This window comes from Archangium gephyra, assembly GCF_049060025.1.
GTDB classification, from domain to species: domain Bacteria; phylum Myxococcota; class Myxococcia; order Myxococcales; family Myxococcaceae; genus Archangium; species Archangium gephyra_A.
The window spans coordinates 9792128-9817736 of record NZ_JBMEQQ010000002.1; the positions used below are offsets into that span (position 1 = coordinate 9792128).

Consider the following 25609-nt stretch of genomic DNA (forward strand, 5'->3'; position numbering starts at 1 on the left):
CTCAAACGGGTCGGCCCGCGCGATCAGGGATCAAAGCTCCGGCGCATCCCTCTGGCGCTTCCGAAGCGCCCCCCACCGCAGTCAAGCCGCGGTTGCCCGTATCCGCCTGTTCCAGGCCAGGCGACCGCATCTCAACCCCACAGGCCTCGCACCGAGGCGCGTGGGCCCTCACCTTTCTTTTGTCCAAAGGCAGGGCGCGCGTCAGCGGGGCCACCAGGAAGTACGAGGCAAGACCGATATGCACCTGAAGAAGAGCGTCAAGATTGGCGACACCGAGCTGCACCATCGAGACCGGCCACATGGCCAAGCAGGCGGATGGCTCCGTGGTGGTTCGCTACGGCGACACCATGCTGCTCGTCACCGCGGTGAGCGCGCGCGAGAAGAAGGACGTGGACTTCCTCCCCCTCACGGTGGAGTACCAGGAGAAGCTGTACTCGGCCGGCCGCATCCCCGGCAGCTACTTCAAGCGCGAGGGGCGTCTGACGGAGAAGGAGACGCTGGCCAGCCGTATCGTGGACCGCTCCTGCCGTCCGCTGTTCCCGGAAGGGTACGCCTACGAGACCCAGGTCATCGCGAGCGTCATCTCCGCGGACCCGGAGCACGAGGGTGACATCCACGGCATTACCGGCGCCTCCGCGGCGCTGTGGGTGTCGGACATCCCCTTCAACGGTCCCATCGCGGGCATCCGCGTGGGCCGGGTGGACGGCAAGCTCATCGCCAACCCCACGCGCAAGCAGCGCGAGCTGTCGGACATCGACCTGGTCATGGCCGTCAGCCGTGAGGCCGTCGTGATGGTGGAGGGCGGCGCCGAGGAGGTGAGCGAGGCGGACATGGTGGCCGCGCTCGAGTTCGGCAAGCAGTCGGCACTGCCGGTGCTGGACCTGCAGGACGAGATGCGGCGCGCGCTGAACAAGACGGTGCGCAACTACGACCGCATCGCCGCGGTGCCCGAGGACCTGAAGGCCAAGGTGCGTGCGCTGGCCTGGGACGGCATCGTCCAGGGCTACACCATCAAGGAGAAGGCGGCCCGCTACGACGCGCTCTCCAAGGCCAAGAAGGAGGCCCTGTCCAAGCTCAAGGAGCAGCTGGGCGAGGCCTACACCTCCCAGGTGGAGAAGCACGCCAAGTCGGTGGTGGAGGACCTGAAGTACGAGCACATGCGCACGCTGACGGTGAACGGTGGCCGCATCGGCGGCCGCGGGCACGACAAGGTGCGTGAGATCACCAACGAGGTGGGCGTGCTCCCGCGCACCCACGGCAGCGCGCTCTTCACCCGCGGCGAGACGCAGGCGCTGGTGGTGGCCACGCTGGGCACCGCCGAGGACGAGCAGCGGCTGGAACTGCTCGGCGGCATGTCCTTCAAGCGGTTCATGCTGCACTACAACTTCCCCCCGTTCAGCGTGAACGAGACCAAGCCCCTGCGCGGCCCCGGCCGTCGCGAGGTGGGTCACGGCGCCCTGGCCGAGCGCGCGCTGCGCAACATGCTGCCCCCGAGCGAGAAGTTCCCGTACACGGTGCGGCTCGTGTCGGACATCCTCGAGTCCAACGGCTCGTCCTCCATGGCCTCGGTGTGCGGTGGCACGCTGGCGCTGATGGACGCGGGCGTGCCCATCAAGGCCCCGGTGGCCGGCATCGCCATGGGCCTGGTGAAGGAGGGCGATCAGGTCGCCATCCTCTCGGACATCCTCGGTGACGAGGACCACCTGGGCGACATGGACTTCAAGGTGTGCGGCACCTCGAAGGGCATCACCTCCATCCAGATGGACATCAAGATCACCGGTCTGACCACGGAGATCATGAGCCGCGCGCTGGAGCAGGCGCGCCAGGGCCGTCTGCACATCCTGGGCGAGATGCTCAAGACGATGGCCGAGCCGCGCAAGGAGATCAGCTCCTACGCGCCGCGCATCACCACCATCCAGATCCGCCCCGAGTTCATCAAGAACGTCATCGGACCGGGCGGCAAGGTGATCAAGGACATCATCGCCCGCACGGGTGCCGTCATCAACATCGACGACTCGGGCCGCGTGGACATCGCGAGCTCGAACGTGGACTCGGTGAAGTCGGCCATCGCGATGATCCAGGCGCTCACGCGCGAGGCGGAGATCGGGAAGATCTACACGGGCACGGTGCGGAAGATCGCCGAGTTCGGCGCCTTCGTGGAGCTGTTCCCGGGCACCGACGGCCTCATCCACATCTCGGAGCTGTCGGACAAGCGCGTGAAGAGCGTGTCGGACGTGCTCAACGAGGGCGATGAGGTGCTGGTGAAGGTCATCAGCATCGACAAGACGGGCAAGATCCGTCTGTCGCGCAAGGAGGCCATGGCCGAGCGCGCCGCGACGCAGCAGGGCACCGCCCCCGCTCCCGCGGACACCGCCCAGCCCGAGGCCACCCAGCCCGGCGCCAAGGCCTGAGTCGCTCCCCTTTCCCTCTGGGAAAGGTGAATCGAAGCCCTCTTTCCGCTCCGGCGGGGGAGGGCTTCTTCCTTTGCGGGCTCCAAGCGGGAAAAATCCTCCCCGCGGCTCGTGCGTTGATGAGCGCGTCCACCTCCGGAGCCTCTCGTGTCCCCTGGGCCTTTCTCCGCGCTCTCGCGTTTCCTCGGCCACTTCCGGTGGGCCTTCATGCCGCTCGGCCTGCTGGCGCTCATCGCCGTGGGCGTCCACGCCGCGGCCGATACGCTCGATGACCGGCTCCTGGCCGTGGTGGACCTGGCCGATGCCGCGTTCGACCGGGTCGTGGGCCGCTACTCCCTCACCGCCCCCCTCGTGGACCTGCTCTCCCTCGAGCGGCGTACCACGCTGGCCCGGGCCCTCGCCCTGGCCTGGGAGCTGACGGCGGACGTGGTGCTCGCGCTGCCCGCGCTCGGCTACCGTGAGGAGATGCAGTCTCCAGCCCGGTCTTCCCTCGCGCTTCCGCGGCGCGACTCGTGGCGCGCGATGCTGTCGCGCTGCCTGCGCAAACCCACCACCGTGCGGTGGATCCGCCCGCTGGCCACCGCGCTCGTGGCCGTGGCTGGCGCCTGTACCGTGGCGCGGCTCGTCCAGGGCTCGGTGTACCTCTCGTGGCGCGAGCTGCTCGGCGATGGGGTGGCGGATGTGGCGGCCCGGGGCCTCGCGCTCGCGGCGCTGGGCGGCCTGCTGTGGCGGCTGGGCTGGCGCGCGGTGTTGCGCAACCTCCAGCACGCGGATGCCGCCTCCGAGCCTCCATGCGCGCGGACCCGCACGGGCCTTCGCCTACGGGCTGCCCGGCTCCGCCCTGGTGGCACCCCTCGCGCTCGCCGCCGCGCTCGATGCCTCGCCCCTGTGGTCCTTCGTGCGCTGAGGAGGACGCCCCGTGTTCCCACGCCACGTTCGAGGGTTGCTCGACTTCTCCCTGGCTGTCCTCTGCCTCTGGTGTGCCTGGCACCACACGCCCGCGGGGGCCCTGGTGCGGCGCACCTCGGCCTGGGTCTTCGGGAGCCGCAGCACCGCCCGGCCGTTGCTCGCCTACTATGATGGCGTCAGTGGCTCCGGCGTGTCCGCGCCCGCGCTCGCCCCCGGTGCGCCACCCCTCCGGCCCTTCACCCACGCGGAGGCGCTCGCGTACGGCACCCACCTCGCGCTCAAGGGCCTCTCGCCCGCGGCCCGGGCTCCCGCCTTCGCGCTCGCCACGGAGCTGGGCATTCCCTCCGAGTCCCTGCTGGATGAGACCCGAGGCCCCCTCGCCGCCCGCAAGCTGCACGAGTCCCTGGCCAGCGCCTTCCCCCACGAGGAGTCCCGCCTCACCGCCGTTTTCGCCGGCCGCGTCCCGGCCCGCTATGCCGCCTCGCGCGTGGCGGCCGAGGGCGGTGCCCCGAGTCTGGAGCGCCTCTCGAGGCAGCTCCCCCCCGGCTTCGAGGACGCCACCGTGGCCGCCGCCCAGGCGCTCGCGCTGGCCACGGCCTTCGGGCTCGCGTGGCCCGTGCCGGAGCACACCCCGGTGTCGAGCCCCTTCGGCTACCGCCTCCACCCCGTGCTGGGCACGCGCAAGCTGCACACGGGCGTGGACCTCTCCGTGCGCGTGGGCACCGAGGTCCGCTCGGTGGCCGACGGCACGGTGCGCCGCGCGAGCGAGGACGGCGTGAATGGCCGGGTGCTCATCCTCGACCATGGCCGCGGCGTGACGACGGCCTACTGCCACAACTCGGAGCTGCTGGTCCGGCCGGGACAGCGTGTGACGCGCGGTGAGCTCATCGCCCGCTCGGGCAACACCGGCCGCTCCACCGGGCCCCACCTGCACTACCAGCTCGAGCTCTCCGCGCAGCCCGTGGACCCGCTGCGCTTCCGCCCCAGGTCCACTCCCGTGGCGAACGAGACTGCCCGCTAAGCCAGGAGGGGTAAGTCCTGTCAGGGGGGAGGTTCCGGCCGCGATGGGGAGCAACTGGTCCGATTGTTGGACCAGTCGGCTCTCCGCGCGGCCGGAGGGCGCCCCGTGCTTTCCCGCGGGAGCACTCCTGAAAGAACTGACTTCCACTGGCTTGGCGGGCCGGGAGGCTGGGAACTCGCTTTGTAGCTACCTTGTGCTACTTCATCCCACATGACCTCGTCCGTCAGCGTGAGGGTCCGCCGCGTGCGCACCCATCCCGAGCCGTTGCCGCTGCCGCGCTACGAAACCGAGCTCGCCGCGGGGATGGACCTGCGGGCGGATATCGAGGGGGAAATGACCCTCGGGCCGATGGAGCGCATGGCGGTGCCCACGGGCCTCGCGCTGGCGATGCCTCCCGGCTACGAGGCGCAGCTCCGGCCCCGCTCGGGACTGGCGCTCAAGCACGGCATCACCCTGTTGAACTCGCCAGGGACGGTGGACGCGGACTACCGGGGCGAGGTCAAGGTGCTCCTGGTGAACCTCTCCTCGCAGCCCTTCACGCTTCGGCGCGGCGAACGCATCGCTCAGCTCGTGGTGGCTCCGGTGTCCCAGGTGTCCCTGGTGGAGCTGACGGTGCTGGACGACACCGAGCGGGGAGAGGGGGGCTTCGGCTCGACGGGCCGCTGAGTGGGCGTTCCTTGCCCCGTCTTGGCGCAGCGGGTTAAGACCCAAGATGGGTGCCTTCTGGAGGCCCCGCCACAGCCCCCCACCTCCGGGAGTCCGACCGCTTTGCTCTGCTACCGCTGCGGCAGCCATGTCCCCGACAACAGTGAATCCTGCGCCACCTGTGGGCTGAAGCTCACGGGCGCGGCGGCGGGGGGCGGCTCGCGCCGTCGTGGAGGGAGCGTGGAGGCTCCCTACAAGCCCGGCGACGTCTTCGCGAAGCGCTACGCCATCCGCGAGGTGCTCGGCCCCGGTCCGGTGGGACACGTCTTCCGCGCGCTCGACCAGGAGATGGACGTCGAGGTCGCGCTCAAGGTCATCAACCCCCGCCTGGTGCAGATGCCCGAGGAGCGCACCCAGTTCTCCCTGTCGCTGCGCCACGGCAAGAAGCTCTCCCACCCCCACCACGTGCGCGTCTACGAGGAGGGCGAGGACCGCAACCGGCCCTACTTCACCACCCAGTTGCTCGAGGGCATGACGCTGCGGCGGATGATGGAGCAGCGCGCGGCGCAGGGGCAGCGCTTCACGGCCAAGGAGGCCGAGCCCCTCCTGGCGCAGCTCGTCGAGGCCCTGAACACCGCCCACAAGTACGGGCCGCACTCGGACCTCAAGCCCGAGAACATCTTCGTCCTCCCCGACATGTTGAAGGTGACGGACTACGGGCTGGCGCTCGGCATTCCCCGGCTGCCCTTCATCCAGGCCCAGAAGGTCTGGCGCGTCGCGAGCTACGTCGCCCCCGAGTACGCGGAAGGCGGCGAGCTGGACACGCGGATGGACATCTACTCGCTCGGCGTCATCCTGGGCGAGCTGCTCACCGGACAGACGCCCGAGGAGGGCGAGGTGCCGGATCTGCACGCCCATGACCCCGAGCTGCCGCCCGGCGTGGAAGCCCTCTACCGGCGGACCGTCAACGCCAATCCGCTCGCGCGGCCGAAGACGGCGAACGAGTTCCTCGCGGAGCTTCTCCGCGGCCCTGGCGCGTCCGAGGCCGGCGCCGGGTTCGGGGAAGCCCGCCGCGGGGGCGCAGGCGGCTGCCCGCCCACGCCCCAAGCCGGTGCCCTTCAGCCTCACGGCCGAGCTGGCGACGGCCGCTCCCCTGGGCTCGGACATGCTGCCCCCGCCCGTTCCCACCGCCGAGCTGCCGGCCCTGGCGGCCCCAACCATCCAGGTGCCCGCCGTGGGGGGCATGATGCCCACGCAGCAAGAAGTCCCCAAGGCCACCCTCCCGGAGGTTCCCGTGCCGAGCACGCCCACGCTCGAGGTGCCCCGTGCCCGCGTGGACTCCGGGCCCACCGAGATTCTGTCCTCCACGAGCATCGAGCAGCGGCTCGCCTCGCAGGCCAAGGAGGGCGAGCGTCCGCTGGAGGCCACCCAGCCGCTCGACTCGGCGACGCTCGCGGTGATGATGGGCCGGGCTCCCAAGCCCGCGCCCGCGCCCAAACCGCGTCCGGCCCCGGCTCCACCGGCTCCCGCCGCGCGTGCCGAGCCCCGGCCCGAGGCTCCCGCCAAGGCGCCTCCCCGGAGCGCGCCCGTGGCTCCGGCGCCGCCCCGTCCCCGTTCCTCCACCATGGCCCTGGTGCTGCTGACGCTCGCGGGGCTCGGCCTGGGCGCGGCCGGAGGGTACTGGCTGCTGTTGAAGCTCCGTCACGGCGCGCAGCCGGCTCCCGCGGCTCCCTCGTCCTCGCAGGGGACCAGGCCATGAGGCGGTGGGGGTGGCTCGCCCTGCTGGTGCTGTGGGCGCCGCTGGTGGCCGCCTCGGAGCCGGCGCGGCCCCGCGTGGTGGTGGTGGTGAAGTCCGCCGCGCTCGCGCCCTACGCGGCGGTGGTGGCCGGCTTCAGCGCCGAGGTGCGTGCCGAGGTGGTGGAGGTGACGCTGGAGGACAGCGCCCCGACGGCGGCCCGGGCCTTCCAGCGCATCGCCGCGCAGAAGCCGGCGCTGGTGCTGGCCATTGGCCCGCTGGCGGCCAACGCCGCCCGCCGGACGTTCACGCAGGTCCCCGTCCTCTTCGCCATGGTGCCCTACTACGAGAAGTATGGCCTGGAGGGCCCCAACATCACCGGTATCGCGCTCACCAGCGACTTCCGCCCCGAGCTCGCCGCCCTCAAGTCCCTGGCTCCCTCGGCCAAGCGGGTGGGTATCCTGCATGACCCGCGCTTCTCCAGCGGGCTGGTGGAAGCGGCGCAGTCGGCCGCGGGCCCGCTGGGGCTCTCCATCGTGCCACTCTCGGCGGACGCGCAGGGCAAGGCGGACAAGGTGCTCGCCGCCTCGAAGGAGAAGGTGGACGCGCTGCTGATGGTGGCCGACAAGACGGTGGGCAACGCCGCGGTCGTCCAGGAGCTCATCGCCTTCGCCACCGCGCAACGCCTGCCGCTGGTGGGCCTCACCCCCAGTCAGGTGAAGGAGGGCGCCACGCTCGCCCTCGCTCCCAGCCCCACCGCCATCGGGCAGCAGGCGGGACGGCTGGCCAACCGCATCATCCATGAGAAGGTCGATCCCGGTGCGCTGGCTGTCTCCCAGCCCGAGGGCATGGACCTGTCCGTCAATCTCTCCGCCGCCGGCAAGCTGGGAGGCTCCAGGGACGTGGTGCTGGAGCTGCTCCGGTTCGCGGCGAAGCGGGACTTCCCCGTGAGGGTGTTCGAGTGATTCCGCGTTACAGCCGCAAGGAGATGTCTTCCCTCTGGACCGACGTGGCCCGTCTGCGCCGCTGGCGCGACGTGGAGCTGGCCGCGCTGGAGGGCATGGTGGAGCAGGGGATTGCTCCGCGCGAGGCGCTGGACGACTGCCTCGCCCGCGCCGGTGACTTCACCGAGGCGGATGCCGCCCGCATCGAGGAGATCGAGCGCACCACCAAGCACGACGTCATCGCCTTCCTCACCTTCATGGAGGAGCGCATCGGGCCGAGCGCCCGCTGGCTCCACCTGGGCATGACGTCCTCGGACGTGCTGGACACGTCGCTGGGCCTGGTGCTGCGCGATGCGGCGGACCTCATCCTCCAGGGGGTGAAGCGCGCCATGGCCGCGGTGGAGAAGCGCGCCTTCGAGCACAAGCGCACGCTGATGATGGGCCGCAGCCACGGCATCCACGCCGAGCCCATCACCTTCGGGCACAAGCTGGCCATCTGGTACGACGAGCTGCGCCGCGCCGAGTCCCGCCTGCTGAGGGCCCGCGAGGTCATCGCCGTGGGGAAGATTTCGGGCGCCGTGGGCACGTTCGCGCACCTGCCTCCCGCGGTGGAGGTGTTCGCGTGCAAGAAGCTGGGCGTGACGCCCGCGCCGGCCTCCAGCCAGGTGGTCCAGCGAGACAGGCACGCCGAGTACTTCTCCGCGCTGGCGCTGGTGGGCGCGAGCATCGAGAAGTTCGCGGTGGAGATCCGCCACCTGCAGCGCACCGAGGTCCGCGAGGCCGAGGAGCACTTCACCCCGGGCCAGAAGGGCTCGAGCGCGATGCCGCACAAGCGCAACCCCATCCTCTCGGAGAACCTCTCCGGGCTGGCGCGGCTGCTGCGCGGCTACGCGGTGAGCGCCCTGGAGGACGTGGCGCTCTGGCACGAGCGCGACATCTCGCACTCCTCGGTGGAGCGGGTGATCGGCCCGGACGCGACGATCGTGGCCGACTTCATGCTGCACCGCTTCTCGGGGCTGATGGAGAACCTGCGCGTCTACCCGGAGAACATGCAGAAGAACCTGGACATGTTGGGCGGGGTGGTGAACTCGCAGCGGATTCTGCTGGAGCTGGCGCGCAAGGGGATGGATCGCCAGGCGGCGTACGTCATCGTCCAGCGCAACGCGATGCGCATGTACGAGCAGGGCGTGACCTTCCGGCAGGCGCTCGCGGAGGACCAGGATCTGCTCAAGGTGATGACGCCCGCGGAGATCGAGGACTGCTTCTCGGCCGGCTATCACATCAAGCACGTGGACGACATCTTCCAGCGCGTGTTCGGCCGCAGCGAGTAGGGGACACGGAACGCCGCGCCACCTGGCCATGCCGATTGGCGCGAGACTTCTACACTCGAGCCGTCCTCACGCCGGTCCACCCGGTACGTGACCTCCTTGGTCCAGGGCAAGCGGGCTGCCTTCGCGTCCGCTGCGCCTCAGTCGATGCGGAAGCCCGAGGGCGCGCGCGGCTCCTCGCGGCGGTACATGTCGAGGAAGAGCGTCACCGGCTTCTCCAGGCCCTCGTACGTCACCTCGTACATGTCGAGCATGCCGCCGCCAAAGGGAAGAGAGGCGTCCTCGAAGCCGCAGCAACTGCCGAGCCGGTTGTAGCTCAGCTGTTGACCTTCGGGACCACGCAGGTGCTGCAGGTATTCGTGCTCGCCATCAGGCCCTCCGCCGACCTTGATGGGGTTCTCCGGCGTGTAGCCGTAGTTCGAGGGCTCCTGCGCCGGCGTCTCCACGGGGGCGGCAGGCGCCTGCACAGAAGCTTCGGTCGAGGGCCCACCTGCTTCCGCACCCGGTTCGCCCTTTCGCATCGTGGCGGACGAGCCAGCGCAGCCGGAGGAGAGCAACCACAGGACACCGCAGCAGAGCACGACGCGGGGGGTGAGCATCCCAGCATTCTAGGGAGCGTCAGCCCACTTCGACCCAGGCATTCTCGTCGATGTAGTCCACGTCGGGCTCACAGCGGAGGGCCCCCACCGTCTCGGGGCTGAGCGTGGCGGAGAAGCCCTTGAGGGCCGCCTTCCACCGGAAGTCCGAGGTGAAACCGTACTTCCCCTCGAGCTGGTCTATCCGCGCGAAGGGATCCTCCAACGCCTCATCGAACACGATGATGTAGGAGTCAGGGACCTTCTCGCCCGGAGAGAGGTGCAGCGGCGCGGGGGACTCGCAGGACGCGACGTACAGGGCCATCCGCGCATCCGCCTCCTCGTTGGCTGGGGCCGAGCCGCCTCCACAGGCCGTGAGTACCAGGCAGGAAGCCAGTGCCAGTCCGTGTCGCTTCAGGCGCAGCATGTGTTCTCTCCCGTGAATCCCAGGTGATGCCCAGGAAAGCAAAGCCCAGGCCCGGCGGACTCCGAGGGACATCGAGCGATCAGCCGGGCTTTGGATGGCCCGTCCACTCAGATTCTTGAGGGGCCGCGAGGCGGCGCCTCGGAAAATTGCCTCGGCTCCGCATCCTTCGGTGGGCTTGCATCTCTGCATGGGAGGGCGGCCTGGGCTGGCGTGTACTCAAAGGGGCTGCGCAGCCTCTCCACCTGCCTGGCGCACTGCTCGGTCGGTCGCTGTCCGCGGCCCTCCTCGAAGCTGCCGAAGCTCCATTGAGCATCAAGAAGTGCTAATAGAGGCTCCGTGATACATCACATCCGCTGCCAGCCACCTCATTACAAATGAAGTGGCAAGGCAGCGCGCCTGTGCCGACTCAGGGAGTCCACCATGCTTCCTCCTCGCATTCCCCAGCCGAGTCTCCTCCAGCTCCACCAGTGGGTGTACCGCCCCATCCAGTTCATGGAGGAGTCGGCGCGGCGCTACGGCGAGAGCTTCATGATGCAGTTCCCCAACGCGCCCCCGTTCCTGCTCACCAGCAACCCGGAGGTCATCCGTCAGGTCTTCACCGGGAAGCCGGAGGACCTCTATGTGGGGCCGGTGAACCGGGTGATGGAGTCCATGGTGGGGAAGAACTCGCTGCTGCTGCTCGATGACCAGGAGCACATCCGCGAGCGGAGGATGATGACGCCGCCCTTCCATGGCGAGCGAATGCTGGCCTACGGCCTGTCCATGCGCGAGTCCGCCAACCGCGTCATCGACCGGTGGACGGTGGGCAAGCCCTTCACCCTCCACGAGCAGTTCCAGGACATCACCCTGGACATCATCCTCAAGACGGTCTTCGGCCTCACCCAGGGCGAGACGTTCGAGCACTTCCGCGAGCTGTTCATCCGGATGCTGAACCTGGGCTCGCACAACGCCGTGCTGCTCATGAGCGCCCTGCTCCCACCGGAGCGGATGCTCAAGCTGCTCTCGGTGGGGCGGGAGCCGATCCACCTCGGGCCCGTGAAGGCCGACCTGAGCCGGTTCCTTCCGTGGGCCCAGCTCAGCCGCCTCATGAAGGAGGTGGACACGTACCTCTACGCGGAGATGGACAGGCGCCGCGCCGAGGGGGTCGAGAAGCGCGAGGATGTCCTCTCGATGCTCATGCAGGCGCGTGACGAGGACGGCCAGCCCATGTCCGATCAGGCGTTGCGCGACGAGGCGATCACCCTGCTGGCGGCCGGACACGAGACGACCGCGACCACGCTCTCGTGGGCGCTCCACCGCGTGCTCCAGCACCCGGACGTGGAGGCGCGGCTGAGGGAGGAGCTCCGCCAGGTGGCGGGCACGGAGCCCCTGGCTCCCGAGCAGGTGAGCCGTCTGGAGTACCTGGACGCGACGCTGAAGGAGACGCTGCGCCTGCTGCCCGTCGCCCCCGCCGTGGGCCGGGTGCTGCAGCGGCCCATGAAGATGGGCGAGTGGGAGCTGCCCGCGGGCATGGCGGTGATGCCCTGCGTCTATCTCACCCAGCGTCGCCCGGACCTGTGGCCGGAGCCCGAGCGCTTCAACCCGGAGCGCTTCCTGGGCAAGCGGAGCAGTCCCTACGAGTACTTCCCCTTCGGAGGTGGAGCACGGCGCTGCATCGGCATGGCCTTCGCCACCTACGAGATGCGGATAATCTTCGCCGAGCTCCTGCGGAGGGTGAAGCTCCGGTCCGCCACGCGCGCGGAGACCCGGGTGGGGCGGCGCGGTGTCACCCTGGCCCCCGAGGGCGGAGTGCTCGTCGTCGTCGAGTCCCGGAGCTGAGCCCAGGAACGGTGTCAGACGATTCGTAGAGGAGACGAGGTGTCGGAACGAGTCCTTTGACATCTTCCCCGGCGTCCCCGTGAGTAGGCCCCCACCCGGCGCACCGGGTACCTCCTGGAAGTCGGGTCCGGTCCATGCCAACAAGAGCACCTGGCCACCCGTAGGCGGGGAGGCCAGGGAGGAGCACGCATGGACGAGGAGAAGAAGTCCGAAGCGAGGGGGGAGGGCGCGGAGCGGGTGGGGCCGTACCTGCTTCAGGAGCAGGTGCAGCAGTCCGGCGACAGCCAGGAGGAACTCTATCTGGCCACCAACGAGACGAGCGGAGCCACGGCCCTGGTGCGCAAACACGCTTCCTGAAGCCCATGAGGGCCATCTCCTCGCCGAGGAAGGGTCAACAAGCTGTTGAAGAAGCACCCGTGTCCGCGGAGACGGAGTGGCGGTTGTTGCTCGCGCTCAGTTGCTGAGTGGCGAATGCGGCGCTGGCGCCACGGCTCGCCGAGCGAACTCCAGGGCTGGTGGGGGCCCGCTCTGTATGGGTGGCCTTCCCGCCTCCTATCCTTCAGGGCTGATGCTCCTGGGGAAGGCCAGCGCCATGTTGAAGAAGCACCCGAGTCCTGCGGTGGGGGTAGGCGGCGGACCGCAGCTCGTGTCCCGGCGGCGCTCGCGGGGTAGGCCGTGGCTTGCCTCGCGTGCATTGGTGCTGGTGGTCCTCGCGCTGCAGGCCGCCTGCGCGACGGGCTACCCCATGGGCGGGACGCTCACCGGCAAGCGCAGCGGGCGGGGTGCGGTGAGGCCCCAGGAGGGCGCCGCGGCGGCGTCGGACGCTTCCGGCAAGGACCTGGTGGTCGCCAACCTCCGGCGTGCGGCGAAGCTGCCCTGGACGGACGGGGGCCGGTGCGTCGTTGAGGCGGCGGGCCAGCCATGGTCCGACCTGGTGGAGCAGTGCTACTACGCGCTCGACCACGAGCGGGTGCGGTTCAGGGACACCACGGGGCGGTGCTCGGTCGCCTCCGCCGGCGCCGGGGCCCTGGGCATCGGGCTCTGTGTCCTCGCGGCGCCCGAGCTGGCCGTCGGCGCGGTGATCGTCGTGGGCGTGGTGGTGGTGGGCTTCGCCATTTCAGAGGCGCTGGAGGCGTACGAGAAGCGGGGCCGTCCCCAGGTGCGGCCGCCGCCAACGCCGCCCGTGCCCGAGACACGGCCCGCGCCTGAGACACGGCCCGTGCCGGAAGCGCGGCCGGTGACGGAGACGAAGCCCGCTCCGCCGGAGCTCAAGAAGAAGCGGCGTCCCAAGACGAAGCCCGAGGGAGAGGGCCGGCCGCCAGGACCGGCCCCCGAGCCCACCGGCAGAGAGCGCGAGCGCAAGTGCGAGCCCATCCCGGTGCCACATAAGGGCGGCAACAAGGCGCACAACACATGCGCCGACTGGTATCCGCCCAACCGCTGGCCCGGGATGGACGCAGAGGTAGGTGGCAAGAACTTCGACGCGCTTCAGGTGGGAGTGCGGGTGCTTTGGGAAATCAAGGTCGAGTACTTCGACGGGTACACCGACTTCCTCAAGAACATCACGGTCAAGAGGGAGATTAAGGAGCTCAGGGAGTTCCGGGAGATTGCGGAGGCCTGTGGGTATGCCTTCAGGGTCGGCGTGATCAGCGAGGCTCACAGGGCCGCGCTGCTGAAGGTGGACGACAACTTTGATATCGTCGTCACGGGGTGCAAATAATGATGACCGCTCGAGCCGAGTTGCATCTTCACGTTTTCGCGCCAGCGCTCACCAGAGACGACGGACGCCCGCTCGCGGCCGTTGAAGGGATGGAGCGGGCAGTGCCCGGGTTGCGCCTGGCGTGGCGGCTCTCGGACGCGGGGCGCCCCATCGCGCTGGCTCAGCGCGGGGCGTGGCTGGCCAAGTCCGCTGCGAGTGGTGAGTTCGGGATGCTGTGCAACGGGGACGAGAGCTACCCAGTGACGTTGGATGGGCGGCGAGAGAGTGCGCGCTCGAGTCCGGGGGGTGAGCCTCAGCTTCTCGTCTATGCGCAGCTCCCGCAGGACGAGCCCGTTGTCGCCGCGGCTGTGGACATGCTGGAGAACGTCGCAGAAGGAGTGCGCGCCAAGTGGGGAACCGTGGCGCCCGGCCCCCTGAGATTGGTGATCGCGGCGCAAGTGGGGCCGAAGCTCGGGAATCCGGACGGGCCACCTCTTGGGCTGCCAATGCTCAAGCTCGCGTGGAACATCCGCTCACCGAAGGTCCCCAGGTACCTTGGGTGGATCAACTACTGGTCCGCGGCGGCTGCGGAGGCCATCGGCTTCCCGGACCCCTCACGCGACGCGGAGCTGCTGTCGCGCGCCAGGCGCACGGCGTCGGGGGGATGGGTGGTGAGTCTCACCGCGGCGCCGCTCGACTTGGACAAGCCCGAGCACCTCGAGGCCCTCAAGCGAGCCTATGAGCGCTTCCCGGAGATTGGTGGGCGTGCGGAGGAGTGACGCGGTTGCGTGAGGAGACGTGGCAATGAGCGAGAGCTACTCGGCCACTGCATTCTGGCGTCCGCGCTCGGAGTCGAGGGAGGTGTGGGCGAGGCGAGCGGAGGCGTTCTTCCGGCTAATGGCTGAGTGCCATCCGAGCTTGGCTCTTTGGTACGAGGAAGGCGGCTCGGCCGAGGAGTCGCTGCAGCTCGGCTTTGAGCCCACGCGGGAGGCCTTCGCGCGCTTTTTCGCGCGGAGCAAGAGCCGCTTCGCCGAAGGCGGCTTCCTCTTCCGGGCGTGGACAGGCCCTGTGGAGGGGACGCACGGGGTGACGGTGGGTGTCACCTCGGCAGGTACGTCAACGCACGTGAGCAGCAGCGCGCTGGTGATTTTCCCTCGCGAGCCTCTCGGAGGCGAGCGGCTACTCACCCGGGCAGTTGTCGCCGGCGTCATGCGTGCTGGCGGCCGGACACGAGACGACGGCGACCACGCTCTCGTGGGCGCTCCACCGCGTGCTCCAGCACCCGGACGTGGAGGCGCGGCTCCGGGAGGAGCTCCGCCAGGTGGCGGGTACGGAGCCCCTGGCTCCCGAGCAGGTGAGCCGTCTGGAGTACCTGGACGCGACGCTGAAGGAGACGCTGCGCCTGCTGCCCGTCGCCCCCGCCGTGGGCCGGGTGCTGCAGCGGCCCATGAAGATGGGCGAGTGGGAGCTGCCCGCGGGCATGGCGGTGATGCCCTGCGTCTATCTCACCCAGCGCCGCCCGGACCTGTGGCCGGAGCCCGAGCGCTTCAACCCGGAGCGCTTCCTGGGCAAGCGGAGCAGCCCCTACGAGTACTTCCCCTTCGGCGGTGGAGCACGGCGCTGCATCGGCATGGCCTTCGCCACCTACGAGATGCGGATAATCTTCGCCGAGCTCCTGCGGAGGGTGAAGCTCCGGTCCGCCACGCGCGCGGAGACCCGGGTGGGGCGGCGCGGTGTCACCCTGGCCCCCGAGGGCGGAGTGCCCGTCATCGTCGAGTCCCGGAGCTGAGCACGAGGAACGGCGGAACGAGTCCTTCGACATCTTCCCCGACGTCCCCGTGAGTAGGCCCCCACCCGGCGCACCGGGTACCTCCTGGAAGTCGGGTTCGGTCCATGCCAACAAGAGCACCTGGCCACCTGTAGGCGGGAGGCCAGGGAGGAGCACGCATGGACGAGGAGAAGAAGTCCGAAGCGAGCGGGGAGGGAGCGGAGCGGGTGGGGCCGTACCTGCTTCAGGAGCAGGTGCAGCAGTCCGGCGACAGCCAGGAGGAACTCTATCTGGCCACGAACGAGACGAACGGGGCCACGGCCCTGGTGCGCAAACACGCCGCCGAGGAGGGCCATGCACCGCGGAAGGACTGGCGGGTGTTCCTCGGCACCTGGGCCTCACGCGGCTATTCCGCCATGGAAGTGGAGCACACCGACTGGGCCAGGGCCCAGGACAGGCAGTCGGCGGAGTCGTTGCTGCTCACGTTGGAAGGAGTGCTCGAGGAAGTGCGGTGCATGGTGCGCGCCGTGTCCGGCCCCCACGAGCCCCGCCTCCGGTGGCGTCTGGGATGGGGCGTGGCGAGCGCCGCCACGGTAGGCGCCCTGCTCCTCGCGCTGGTGCGTCTGGCTCCCGTGTCTCAACCCCCAAGCGCCCTCCCAGCCCCCCTGGGCCACGAGGTGCCCACGGCAGTCGAGACGCCGGACTTCCGCGCATGGCTCGCGGACACCACTCCCCAGGGGCAACCCCTGCTCGCCCGGCCTCTGCCGAAAGAGCCTTTCAAGGGACAGAAGCGCCCCCCCTGCACCCGCTACACCGAGGTCGAACTCGTCGGCGCCTGCTGGGCACCTCACGAGCTCAGGGCCCCATGTCCGGAGGACCTCTTCGAGTACCAGGGCAAGTGCTACCTGCCCTCGTTCAGTGCCCGGCCGCCGCCCTCGTCGCTCGGGCAGTAAGAGGCGCGGGGTCGCTCGCGTCCCGCGCGAGCCTCGGCCGTGCATTCTGAGTCGTAGGCCATGAATGATGTCAGACGATTCGTAGGAGACGAGGTGTCGGAGCGAGTCCATTGACACCTTCCCTTCTGGCGCGGCTGCTGTGTAGAGCGACAGCAGAAACGAACCCCCTCGCGCCACTAACGCTATCCCCCTGGGTTCAGTGTGGCTCTCCCTATCTCGCATGCCCTGCGCCTGCTGTGCTGTCCAGGGCAGGCTCGCTTTCGCTAGTCGCTACGCGCCCCTGGACAGCGTCCTCGCCACGGGGCACTGGGCTGACCGCGTGAGGCCAGGAGCCTCACCGCAGGTGGGGTGGGGTCAGAGTTACTGTCGCCAAGGGGGTCAACCTTGCTGTCGCCTGACAGACGCCGTGGATTGGACTCTCCTCCGGCCTCTGTCTCTTCGCTGGGGCCAGCGTATTGTCCTGAACAAAAAGGCAGGAAAATTTGCGTTCCGGTATGGCTCCAATATCCTTGGACGCCAGTAGCCGTGGGCACACGGAAACAGCGCTAATCAACGGTCATGCCCAACTCAAATAAAATAAAGACAATCGCCGAACTTCAGCAAGACACGATCCGTCTGCTTGAGACCACAGAAGAATTGTTGCGTCGAGGAGAGCAGTGGCTCAACAAGCCGGAGCACTACCGGAAGCTTGTTGGGATCGTTGGGACGGAGCGCCGAAAAGTAACGGCACTTGAATTGAGGCTTTCGATCGTTGCCCCCATCAAGGCGGGCAAGTCGACGATCGTCAACGCGATCTTGGGTGCGGGGGTGCTACCAGCACGCAATTCAGCGATGACGAGCATTCCAACCGAAATAACGGACGACCCGGAATGCAATGGCTTCGAACTGACGATTCCTGAGTCGGCGCTCTCTCGGTTCAAGGGGCTGTGGCGGCAACTCCATCAAGCGGTGCTCAAGCGCGGCCTAGAGGCGAGTGTCAAACTCGCGCCCGAGAACCCTGAAGTGCAAGCACTGATATCAAAACTCAGCGAACACTCGGAAGCACCGTTTGGTCCGCACGCATCCGGCATTCAAGAGATCCAAACCACCCTGTTGTGTTTGAATGATCTTTTCCGCGCGGCTGCGCTCCTTGAGGGACCCAACGCGCTTATCGGCATCAAGGACTTTGAGCTTCCGCGTCTCAAAGCAAGCTTCCTTCGGTCTTCTCCCGATCCGGTGGTCCGGTATGGCACGCTCGTGATCGTTGATACCCCAGGTCCCAACGAGGCGAGGCAGCACCATCTTCTCGGGCAAATCGTCTCCGAGCAGTTGGAGCAGACCTCGCTCGTGTTGCTTGTCCTCGACTTCACGCAACTCAGTGCCCAAGCGGCCGAACTCGTCAGCAAGGAAGTTCAAGCCGTCGCGCAAATCGTGGGCGAGGAGAACATCTTCGTCATCGTCAACAAGATCGATGAGCGTGACGACAAGGGGATGACGAGTGAGCAGGTTCGCCAATTTATCACTGGCCATTTGAACTTCAAGAAGCCACTGCCAGGAAACCGGATTTTCGAAATCTCCGCGAAGCGTGCCTTTCGAGCAGCTGACTTCCTGCGTGAGCACGGACAGCGTTCTGAGCGAACCGAGGACGTGTGCACATGGCCCACTGCGATCGCTCTAGCTCCATTGGTGTTTGGCGCGACACAATGGGAAGAGGACCTTCAAGAGGCAACGGGTGATGAGCTCGCGAAACGTGCTCGTAAGCTATGGGGGCGTTCGGGCTTCGACGTCTTCCTGTCGCAAGCCATCGAACGGCTTCTCGCGGAAGTTGCCCCTCGGGCGCTGCGGGTCGCGATTTCCGTCGCCCGAGCCCATCTCACAACCCTCCGCAATGACGCGCGAATGCGCCACAAGGCTATCCGCACGAGCGCGACTACTGTCGAGACCGAACTCACGACTCTTGACCAAGAACTTCGCAGCCTAGAGGAAAGCAGGCGCAATGTGGACAAGCGTCTCGCCGCTGTCGAAAGCGACCTTCGCGATCATCTCAATGTTTTCCGGAGGAGACTTCAGCCCGTCATCGAGCAAGACGTCCTCCTCGTCTTCAAGGAGAAAGAAGACAGCGACGCCTCGCCCATCCAAGGGTTCTTGAAACGAGGCAAGCGCTTCGTCGCCCGGAGTCTTGGCGATCCGCTGGGTGGAATCTCGCGAATGGTCGAATTCGACTCCCCGGAGGATGCTCAAGACTTCGCGGACTACGCCGTCAATATTGCACTGGGCAGGATTCGTCCTCAGATCGGACAGGCCCTGGAGATAACCCATCGACGTGTCGAGGCGACGAGGCGCGAATTTGAGCAGGTTCTCAAAACAGAAACGCAGCCTATTCTTCAACGCGCGGCGGAAAGGATCAAGCGCCAGTTTGATGTGGCCCTTGAGTTCCCGCGTCCACAACTCGCCAACCCCCTTGAGAAGATCAGCTCCACCAAGCGACTAACGAAAATCAAGCCAGGCGAGATCGAGTATCGCACTCGCTATGAAACTCGATGGTACACACTTCATCTGTGGCAGCACGAGGTAAAATACCCCGTGAAAGGAAAGGATAAGTACACCGTCTCTCTCGAAGAGGTTTCTCATCACGTCAAACAGGCCGCGCATCAAAGCGTGGAGGAGATCGCCGTGGGGTTTGATGACTTCCTGGCGACTGACTTCAAGAACGGTATTGACGAGTACTTCGTGCGGCTGCGTGAGTATTTTCATTTCTATCGGCAAACGCTGGAGGATGCGGCTCGGACTCAACGCATGTCGCTTGAGCAGCGGGACAAAGCCTTGGCCCAGCTCGACATGTTGGATACGGAAAGTTCGCACGCCCTGGGTATATTGAGTGAGCGTGGGTCCACTTTGAAGGAAATGTTTGGCGGTGAAGACTCCAACAAGGACGAGGAGCCCGCTATTGATGGCGTGGACCTTTTTATCTCCTATGCCCACGAGGACGAAGCTTTCCGTAAGGATCTTGAGAAGCATCTATCCTTGCTCAAAAGAGAAGGCTTGATCCGCCTTTGGCATGATCGTGAAATCATCGCAGGACAGAAATGGGCCGACGACATCGACCGCCATCTTGAGTCGGCCCATATCATCCTCTTGCTCATAAGTGCTGATTTCATTGCGTCAGACTACTGTTTCGCCAAGGAGATGAAGCGTGCCTTGGAGCGCCACGAGGACGGATCCGCAGTAGTGATTCCGATCATCTTGCGTGATTGCGACTGGCGTACGGCGCCGTTTGGCCAGTTCCAAGCCCTGCCGAAGGACAGTAAATCCATCAAGTCATGGGATGATCGCGACGCGGCATTCACTGACGTTGCACGAGGGCTTCGCAAGGCGATTACTCACAGGCAAAAGGAGAGGAAGGGAGGATGAGAGCGGTGGGGGATGCCAACTGAGCGGGGCGCTCATTAGTGGGCCCTCCCTGGCTCCTCTGCACCAGCCCCGTCCCTTGCAATGTCTTAGTTCAGGCCGACTGCTTGAGTCCGGACTACCGCGACAACTACGTTGAGAGCACCTTCTTCCTGTTCACTCGTGATGATCTCCTAGATGGTGGGGTGGGGAAAGCCGCTCCTCGGCTCGGACAACGCCATCTTCGAGGCGGGCTTCTTCATGCATGCCAAGGGCCCAAGGCGCACGCTGACCATCCGCGAGAAGGGCGCAACGATGCCCCCGGACCTCGGTGGCGCGATCTATGTCGAGTTGAAGGATTGCAATGATATCTCCACCATCCAGGACCTGTTGCTGTCGTTCGTCACACACCTGAAAGGAGGGTGACGCGTCGCACCCCTCAGATGGCCCTCACAGGTGCGGGTCGAGGATTCGGGCGCTCCAGGCAACACGAGGCGTGTCACCGTCGAGCCACACCACCTGGTACAATTCCACCATGCCGTTCATGTCACCCTTGCACTGAGCATGCCTGTTTCCGTGAACCGACCAAACAAGGGCCCATCCGGATTGAGCCAGGAGCTTGCTGAGCAAGGGAAGGGAGGCGAACACCACATCGTGACCACCGCCGAGCCCTGGATTCACGAATAGCAGCCGGCCATCCGGGAGCCTGTATCCATGGGACCTGAGGTCGAGCTTCAGGTTCCATTGTTGGATGACCCAGGGGGTGGGCAGGGTGACTGTGTTTCCTTCCTCTCCTAGGGTGAGTTCGCCCAAGAGGGAGGCATACGGCACGGGAAAGTACTCATCTGACCTCCAGGAGCGGGTCTCGTCGACGAACCCCTCGGCGAGCTCGCCAGTCATGGTTTGCCAGTGTGCCAGGGAGCCCGCTGCGCTTGGACAGTCTGGGCGCCCGAGAGATTGCAGTTGCTCTTGGACCTGGGCGTCGTTGAGTGCGTGCTGAAGGGCGGGAAAGCTCGAGGCGAGGATGAGTCTGGGCTGGCCCATCCACCAGATGCTGGCGGCATGCTCCGACTCCGCCCAGCGACCGGGATACCATTGGGAGTCGGAGTCCAGAGCTGATTCCACGGAGGTCCGGAGCCAGGGCCCTCCAGGCGTGGTGGCCAGCTCTGGAGGGGGAATGCGGAGGAGGGAGATGAACGGAAGATCGGCTTGCGGATCCTGAAGCCATGCCTTGGCGGATGATTCCGTTGGCTCCGGCCAGGGGCGTGGCAAAGTAACCCTGTCTGGGTCGATCCCCCCCTGTCTTGACCGGAACAACGATGCAGCGCTGTCCGGGTTCCCCGGCTCGTGCGGCTTCACGAGCCAGGACACAGGATCCAGGAGCGACTCGTCCAGATCGGAGAGGTTCCCGTAGATCTTAGGCTCTGGGGTGGTCTCGAGGTCGACGTTATAGTCGTTGGTGTCGTAGATGAGAGGGTAATTATCGGCCAGAAACGCCTGTATCGTCCTCCAGCCAATCCATTGATACTTCTTGCCCATCCGCTCTGGCTTTTGCCGCTCGCGGAATCTGTGGCTCGAGTCGACGATGGTACAGTCGAAAAACTCGAAACGCTCTGCCGTCCAGCCGAGGCTTCGGGTGTAGTGAGCGATGAACCTTCCGATGAGTGCCAGATCGAAGGAGCGCGGGTTCGTTCTGGAAGAAAAGTGGCTGCTCGGGGCCAGGTAGGGCCGCGAAGGTTCCGTGGAGCCAGGAACAGGCGTGGACATGAACTTCCCGCGGCCTGCATTACCTCCCAGCTTGTACCGGAAGAAGTCGTGGGTGGTGCACGAGTGAATGATCCTCCAGAAGCCGCGTGATTTGTCGAGCTGCTTCAGCCCTTCGCGCGAAGGGACGTGCTCCAGGTCCAGATGGCTCCGGTACGGCGGGCGAGCCGCCGCGAGGTCGAGATCCGAAAGCCCACCATGCTGGGCCGCATGCTCCACGATCTGTTGTGCAAGGTGGCGGATCAGAAGGTGGCACCAGCGCGGTCCTCCTGGAGGAAACTGCTGCTGGTACACCTTCCGGCCGATGCTCTGCGTGAAGGTGCTGTCGCTGCTCTGCAGCACAACGCCCAGGGTGGCGTGCAGGATCGCTTCGGCGACATAGGCGTCATTCACCGGGCCGAACGCGTCGAGCACCTCCGCCGTGATTTCAGGACACGCGGCGAGCACACGTGCCAGACCGCGGGTCGCCTGCTCCCGCAGGTCAAGGAGGGACGTGGTGCAGATCCATCCAAGGATCAGTGCAGTCGGGAAAGCCACGTCCCGAGTCAATGCCTCAAAGGCGTATTTGCCGGTCCAGTGCACGAGGATGGCGATGCTTGAATTCTCGTCTTCCCAGAACTGCAACAGAGGAATGGACCAGTCAGCATCCCGGCTCCCAGGCGAGTCGTAGCTCATCAACTGCTCATGCAAGCTCATGACTCCGAGTGGATGCCCGGGGATGAGCGCGAGGCGGATGCGGAAGTCGAGCGCGACTTCATCTGTCCACCAGAACTCAGGCGCCCACTTGCTGATGAGGCGGGAGAGCTGCTCCGGCTTACTTCCGAACTCGTCGATGCGGTTCCTCCAGAGCAGGCTGTCGATGAATGCTTGCGCGACGCGGGGTTTGGAAACCCGGGTGAAGGGAGGAAGGCAGTCCGGGAAGCTCCGCCCGGCTCTGCGCGGCAGCAGCAGTGCCAGCGCTTTGAGAAGGCCTTCCCGGTTCTCCGGGGGGCCGGGCTGCTCCGAGAGCAAAGGGTGAAGCGAACCGAAGCGGAACAACTCCCATGCGACTCTCCATCTGCTTATCCGGCCGCCGCTTGGCGAGATGCGGTCGAGCATGCGAGCAGCGAGGAAGGTCTCGGAGAGCCGCTCGAACGCGAAATGGAGCTTCTCCTCGTCCTCGGGGTTACGGCGGGGGCTCTGAAGGAGAACCTTCTCGGAGATGAGGAACCCAATCAGGAATCGGCCATTGGCAACCTTGTCAGCCAGCAACTCAGCTTGTGAGCGTGGAATCGAGAACGCATCACTTGCCAGCATGGCGTCCGCCAGGTGTCCCAACACACGACGGATGGGGTCCCGCAGGGTGGGCTCCAACCCGAGCTGTGGATTCTGATGAGCGGCCTTCTCAAGGTACTCGATCAGATTATCGTGAACATCCAGCCAGGAGGGCAGTGACCCCGCGGCATGGGAGCGCCTCTGCATGCTCTTGCAGAGCAGCGTCAGATACAGCGGGTTGCTCAGCTCCGGGATGATGGGGGGCGCGACAGGTGCATCCAGACCGTAGAACGCGAAGAACTTCACCAACGCCTCGGGCTCGACCCTCGCAAACCCCCTGATGATGAACTCCGTCCACGGCGGCTGTTGCTCGTTGGCGAGCTGAGGAAGCGTGTGGGTGAGGTAGTCGTCGCGGATGGAGAAGGCCACGGCGATGTTGTCGAACTTCCGGATATCTCCCAGCATGCCGAGCAGCTGGTTCTTCCACCGACTCTGCGGGTGGGTCTCGTTGAGGCCGTCGAAGACAAGGAGCGCCATGCACTTGCGCTCCCGGGCCTTTCTGGACAGCTCCTGGAGAAACTGGTCTGCGGTGGTAGTGCCCGCGGTGCCCAGCCGATCGAGGATGTCGCGCCAGAGGTCGACCGAGCCTGAGAGTTGGATGCACAGCACGCCCACCGCCACGCCGCCCTGCCGGACACTCCGGTTGATTTGATCCACCAGGGTGTGGGTCTTGCCATGTCCCGCAGGCCCGGTGAGGAGCAACACCGGGTTCTTTATGAGCGGGACATCGTGCCGGATGAGCTCGCGCGCAAGGACGCATGCATCCCGCACGGACAAGAGCGCGTTGTGTTCTTCGTACACAGCGCGGCCCTGTGGCTCCAGCCGCCGAGTCTCATCAAGAGTGGAGAGCGCCTGTTCCACCTTCTCCAAGCGCCCCTCGCAAGTCTTCTGAAGCTCGCTGACGACTCCCTCGATCTGCTCGAAATCGGGTGGGGCTTCCCACGGCTTCAACAGCTTGAGCCCGGTGGCCAGTTGCTCGAGGGCGGGGCCATGAAGCTGGCGAAGCTCGCTCTGGTAACGAATGGACTTGTGGATCTTCGCTAGCGCGTCATCCAACTCCCGAAGGGCCGCGGGGCGCCTCAAGAGCCAGTCGAAGCACCGCATGACGGGCGTGTCGACATGAGCCTCGGGCGTATAGCGTGGCCCAGCGTCCTCGGCGATTCGCTGGGCTCTCTCCCGCAGCCACTCATCGAATGGCTGGTGCAGCCAGGACGCCTGCTTGCTGAGGTACGTCCTCAAGTGGAACTCGAGCTGGCGTTCGAAGTCCGCGGTATCCGTAAACCGGTTGCTCCCGCCCTGAGCGGTACCATCCAGGCCCTTGCTCCACTGGGTGAAGAACGCGTCCAACTTCTGGATCTGGCCGTCGTCCACCGGAGGAATGGGTGGCCCCCTGTAGATGAGGATGGACGGTTTGCCTCCCCGGGTGTGTTGGGCTCCCTCCATGGCCCGGTAGAACTCGTACTCGCTCCCGGATGCATAGGGAGAGCCATCCGGCTTCTGGAACGTGCCCGAAGGCAGCGGCGTGCCCATCCGGCCCCGGAAGATTCCGACGAACAAGTCGCAAGCCTCGGGCGATAGCAGCCCGCGATTGACGGACTCCTGGGGAGGCAACGTGGCCCACATCGGGAGCTTGCTGGTCGCCCAGTCCCAGCGTTCCACTTGGAGCTGGAACCGATGCTTCAGCTCCGGGTCCCGGTTGAGCTTGTCGACGACCCGGGACGCTGCTTCGCGCTCCTGGCTGCAGTCACCGGGAGAGGACAAGAACAGGATCAGGGTTCGCAGGGGCATCGCGCCCTTAATACCAGAGCCGTCCACCCGCCCATCCATCTTCATGGGCCGTGGAGGGTTGGGCTGGGGCTCGCCAATCTCCGCGTCTTGTGACAAGAGATGGCACCGCTTGTCCGCAGTCCGTGAAGTGGGTGTCCGGCAAGAATGGGGCCGTAACGATGGCGACAATGAAGCTTGGTGGTGTTTCCGCGGAAGAGCTTGTCTGGAAGCGGTATCGCGTCTGGGCCAAGACGGCGCGCACGCTCAAGGCCACCCACGAGCGGTCCTATGGGTGGGTCAGCGTGCTCTCCATCCTGGGGGCCATCGCGGGCATCATCGCTCAGCAGGTCGTGAAACCCGAAGATCCGGTCCCGGACGCGGTCAAGCTCAACCAGTGGGTCGCAGGGATGAGCGCGCTCTGCGTGGCCGTGTCCACGTATCTGGCATCGCAGCTCCTGGGGGTCGAGCGTGAGACGCGGTGGGTCAAGGCGCGGGGCATCGCCGAGGCCATCAAGTCGCAGCTCTATTTGTTCTGGATGGGGGTCGAGCCCTACCAGAAGTCCGCGGCCGGGCCGGCAACACCTGAGCAGCGGCTGCTCGAAAAGGTCCAGAAGCTGGAAAAGGCTGGAGCGGGGCCGGACCGGGAACAGCTCACGGAGGCGGAGCTGAAGGCCTCACCTGCCAAGGCGACGAGGACCATCGATGAGTACATCACGCTGCGCATCGAGGAGCAGATCAACAAGTTCTATAAGCCGAAGGCGATGGCCCACCTGAACAAGGTGCGCCGCTATCGGGTGGTGGGGATCGTCCTGGGCCTCATCGGGACGCTCCTGGGCGTCTTCGGCGCCACGGAGTCTGGGGCACAGATGGTAGCCTGGGTCGCGGTGGTGTCGACTGCGGCAATGGGGCTGACGAGCTTCGCTACCGCTGGGCGCCACCAGTACCTCGTCAGCACCTACCAAGCCGCGGCCGAGCGGCTGGAGTATCTGCTCGCGGTGTGGTCCAGCAGCAAGAAGACGCCAGAGGACGAGCGCAGGCTCGTCCTCGATACCGAGGCTATGTTTCGTGCGGAGAACTCCGCCTGGATCGCAGAGGCATCGACTCGTGTTGCAGCCCCGGAGGAGAAGAAGCCCGAGAGCTGAGGGGCGCCGCACCAGGGCGCGCA

Annotated in this window: 18 protein-coding genes and 1 pseudogene; 16 read left to right on the forward strand and 3 right to left on the reverse strand. The window is 66.4% G+C overall.

The features are described from left to right. Window positions 1-263 precede the first annotated feature (263 nt). From pnp to purB, 6 genes are all read left to right on the forward strand, one after another. Window positions 264-2411, forward strand: a complete 2148-nt coding sequence (gene pnp / locus ACN28I_RS42845) for a polyribonucleotide nucleotidyltransferase (RefSeq protein ID WP_420947644.1) — start codon at window positions 264-266, stop codon at window positions 2409-2411. Window positions 2412-2558: 147 nt separating this feature from the next. Beyond that, window positions 2559-3491: a hypothetical protein gene (locus ACN28I_RS42850; RefSeq protein WP_420947645.1), complete on the forward strand. Its 933-nt coding sequence runs from the start codon at window positions 2559-2561 to the stop codon at window positions 3489-3491. Then, window positions 3475-4341, forward strand: coding sequence for a M23 family metallopeptidase (locus tag ACN28I_RS42855; RefSeq protein WP_420948826.1), 867 nt, complete (start codon window positions 3475-3477; stop codon window positions 4339-4341). Before ACN28I_RS42850 ends, ACN28I_RS42855 begins: the two co-directional genes overlap by 17 nt. A gap of 210 nt (window positions 4342-4551) precedes the next feature. After that, window positions 4552-5007 (forward strand): dUTP diphosphatase, encoded by a 456-nt coding sequence (gene dut, locus ACN28I_RS42860; RefSeq protein ID WP_420947646.1) that lies wholly within the window; start codon window positions 4552-4554, stop codon window positions 5005-5007. A 219-nt stretch (window positions 5008-5226) separates the two neighbouring features. Continuing rightward, window positions 5227-7686: an ABC transporter substrate binding protein gene (locus ACN28I_RS42865; RefSeq protein WP_420947647.1), complete on the forward strand. Its 2460-nt coding sequence runs from the start codon at window positions 5227-5229 to the stop codon at window positions 7684-7686. Next, window positions 7683-8996, forward strand: coding sequence for an adenylosuccinate lyase (purB, locus tag ACN28I_RS42870; protein WP_420947648.1), 1314 nt, complete (start codon window positions 7683-7685; stop codon window positions 8994-8996). The genes ACN28I_RS42865 and purB overlap by 4 nt, the downstream gene beginning before the upstream one ends. A gap of 137 nt (window positions 8997-9133) precedes the next feature. Here the strand turns inward: purB and ACN28I_RS42875 are convergent, their stop codons facing one another. After that, entirely contained in the window at window positions 9134-9439 is a 306-nt protein-coding gene (locus tag ACN28I_RS42875; RefSeq protein ID WP_420947649.1) for a hypothetical protein, read from the reverse strand. A 172-nt stretch (window positions 9440-9611) separates the two neighbouring features. Next, the gene (locus ACN28I_RS42880) at window positions 9612-9995 is read right to left on the reverse strand and encodes a protease inhibitor I9 family protein (RefSeq protein ID WP_420947650.1); all 384 of its coding nucleotides are present in this window, start codon (window positions 9993-9995) and stop codon (window positions 9612-9614) included. A gap of 420 nt (window positions 9996-10415) precedes the next feature. Between ACN28I_RS42880 and ACN28I_RS42885 the strand changes: the two genes are divergently transcribed. From ACN28I_RS42885 to ACN28I_RS42925, 9 genes and pseudogenes are all read left to right on the forward strand, one after another. Then, complete coding sequence (locus ACN28I_RS42885) at window positions 10416-11813, forward strand: cytochrome P450 (RefSeq protein ID WP_420947651.1); 1398 nt, start codon at window positions 10416-10418, stop codon at window positions 11811-11813. 189 nt (window positions 11814-12002) lie between these two features. Further along, window positions 12003-12170 (forward strand): hypothetical protein, encoded by a 168-nt coding sequence (locus ACN28I_RS42890; protein WP_420947652.1) that lies wholly within the window; start codon window positions 12003-12005, stop codon window positions 12168-12170. A gap of 235 nt (window positions 12171-12405) precedes the next feature. Then, window positions 12406-13533 carry a DUF6310 domain-containing protein gene (locus ACN28I_RS42895; protein WP_420947653.1) on the forward strand — a complete coding sequence of 376 codons (1128 nt, stop codon included), beginning with the start codon at window positions 12406-12408 and terminating at the stop codon, window positions 13531-13533. Window positions 13534-13535: 2 nt separating this feature from the next. After that, window positions 13536-14291 carry a DUF5953 family protein gene (locus ACN28I_RS42900; RefSeq protein WP_420948827.1) on the forward strand — a complete coding sequence of 252 codons (756 nt, stop codon included), beginning with the start codon at window positions 13536-13538 and terminating at the stop codon, window positions 14289-14291. A 25-nt stretch (window positions 14292-14316) separates the two neighbouring features. Continuing rightward, window positions 14317-14682 (forward strand): annotated as a pseudogene (locus ACN28I_RS42905) (Imm52 family immunity protein); the annotation flags it as partial. Window positions 14683-14725: 43 nt separating this feature from the next. Continuing rightward, window positions 14726-15301 (forward strand): cytochrome P450, encoded by a 576-nt coding sequence (locus ACN28I_RS42910; RefSeq protein WP_420947654.1) that lies wholly within the window; start codon window positions 14726-14728, stop codon window positions 15299-15301. Window positions 15302-15459: 158 nt separating this feature from the next. After that, the gene (locus ACN28I_RS42915) at window positions 15460-16233 is read left to right on the forward strand and encodes a hypothetical protein (RefSeq protein WP_420947655.1); all 774 of its coding nucleotides are present in this window, start codon (window positions 15460-15462) and stop codon (window positions 16231-16233) included. A 558-nt stretch (window positions 16234-16791) separates the two neighbouring features. Beyond that, window positions 16792-19623, forward strand: a complete 2832-nt coding sequence (locus ACN28I_RS42920; RefSeq protein WP_420947656.1) for a TIR domain-containing protein — start codon at window positions 16792-16794, stop codon at window positions 19621-19623. A 174-nt stretch (window positions 19624-19797) separates the two neighbouring features. Next, window positions 19798-20025, forward strand: a complete 228-nt coding sequence (locus tag ACN28I_RS42925) for a TIR domain-containing protein (RefSeq protein ID WP_420947657.1) — start codon at window positions 19798-19800, stop codon at window positions 20023-20025. Window positions 20026-20049: 24 nt separating this feature from the next. Here the strand turns inward: ACN28I_RS42925 and ACN28I_RS42930 are convergent, their stop codons facing one another. Next, complete coding sequence (locus tag ACN28I_RS42930; RefSeq protein WP_420947658.1) at window positions 20050-24510, reverse strand: hypothetical protein; 4461 nt, start codon at window positions 24508-24510, stop codon at window positions 20050-20052. Between the two features lie 113 nt (window positions 24511-24623). Here ACN28I_RS42930 and ACN28I_RS42935 point away from each other — a divergent pair, with 113 nt between their 5' ends. Beyond that, a complete protein-coding gene (locus ACN28I_RS42935) occupies window positions 24624-25586 on the forward strand; it encodes a DUF4231 domain-containing protein (RefSeq protein ID WP_420947659.1) in 963 nt (320 codons plus the stop codon). Window positions 25587-25609: the final 23 nt, after the last annotated feature.

Bases quoted from the DNA above. Each gene is read 5' to 3' on its own strand.
- dut (WP_420947646.1), top strand. From the start codon at position 4,552: ATGACCTCGTCCGTCAGCGTGAGGGTCCGCCGCGTGCGCACCCATCCC.
- ACN28I_RS42880 (WP_420947650.1), bottom strand. From the start codon at position 9,995: ATGCTGCGCCTGAAGCGACACGGACTGGCACTGGCTTCCTGCCTGGTA.
- ACN28I_RS42885 (WP_420947651.1), top strand. From the start codon at position 10,416: ATGCTTCCTCCTCGCATTCCCCAGCCGAGTCTCCTCCAGCTCCACCAG.
- ACN28I_RS42890 (WP_420947652.1), top strand. From the start codon at position 12,003: ATGGACGAGGAGAAGAAGTCCGAAGCGAGGGGGGAGGGCGCGGAGCGG.
- ACN28I_RS42895 (WP_420947653.1), top strand. From the start codon at position 12,406: ATGTTGAAGAAGCACCCGAGTCCTGCGGTGGGGGTAGGCGGCGGACCG.
- ACN28I_RS42900 (WP_420948827.1), top strand. From the start codon at position 13,536: ATGACCGCTCGAGCCGAGTTGCATCTTCACGTTTTCGCGCCAGCGCTC.
- ACN28I_RS42915 (WP_420947655.1), top strand. From the start codon at position 15,460: ATGGACGAGGAGAAGAAGTCCGAAGCGAGCGGGGAGGGAGCGGAGCGG.
- ACN28I_RS42920 (WP_420947656.1), top strand. From the start codon at position 16,792: ATGCCCAACTCAAATAAAATAAAGACAATCGCCGAACTTCAGCAAGAC.
- ACN28I_RS42925 (WP_420947657.1), top strand. From the start codon at position 19,798: ATGGTGGGGTGGGGAAAGCCGCTCCTCGGCTCGGACAACGCCATCTTC.
- ACN28I_RS42930 (WP_420947658.1), bottom strand. From the start codon at position 24,510: ATGAAGATGGATGGGCGGGTGGACGGCTCTGGTATTAAGGGCGCGATG.
- ACN28I_RS42935 (WP_420947659.1), top strand. From the start codon at position 24,624: ATGGCGACAATGAAGCTTGGTGGTGTTTCCGCGGAAGAGCTTGTCTGG.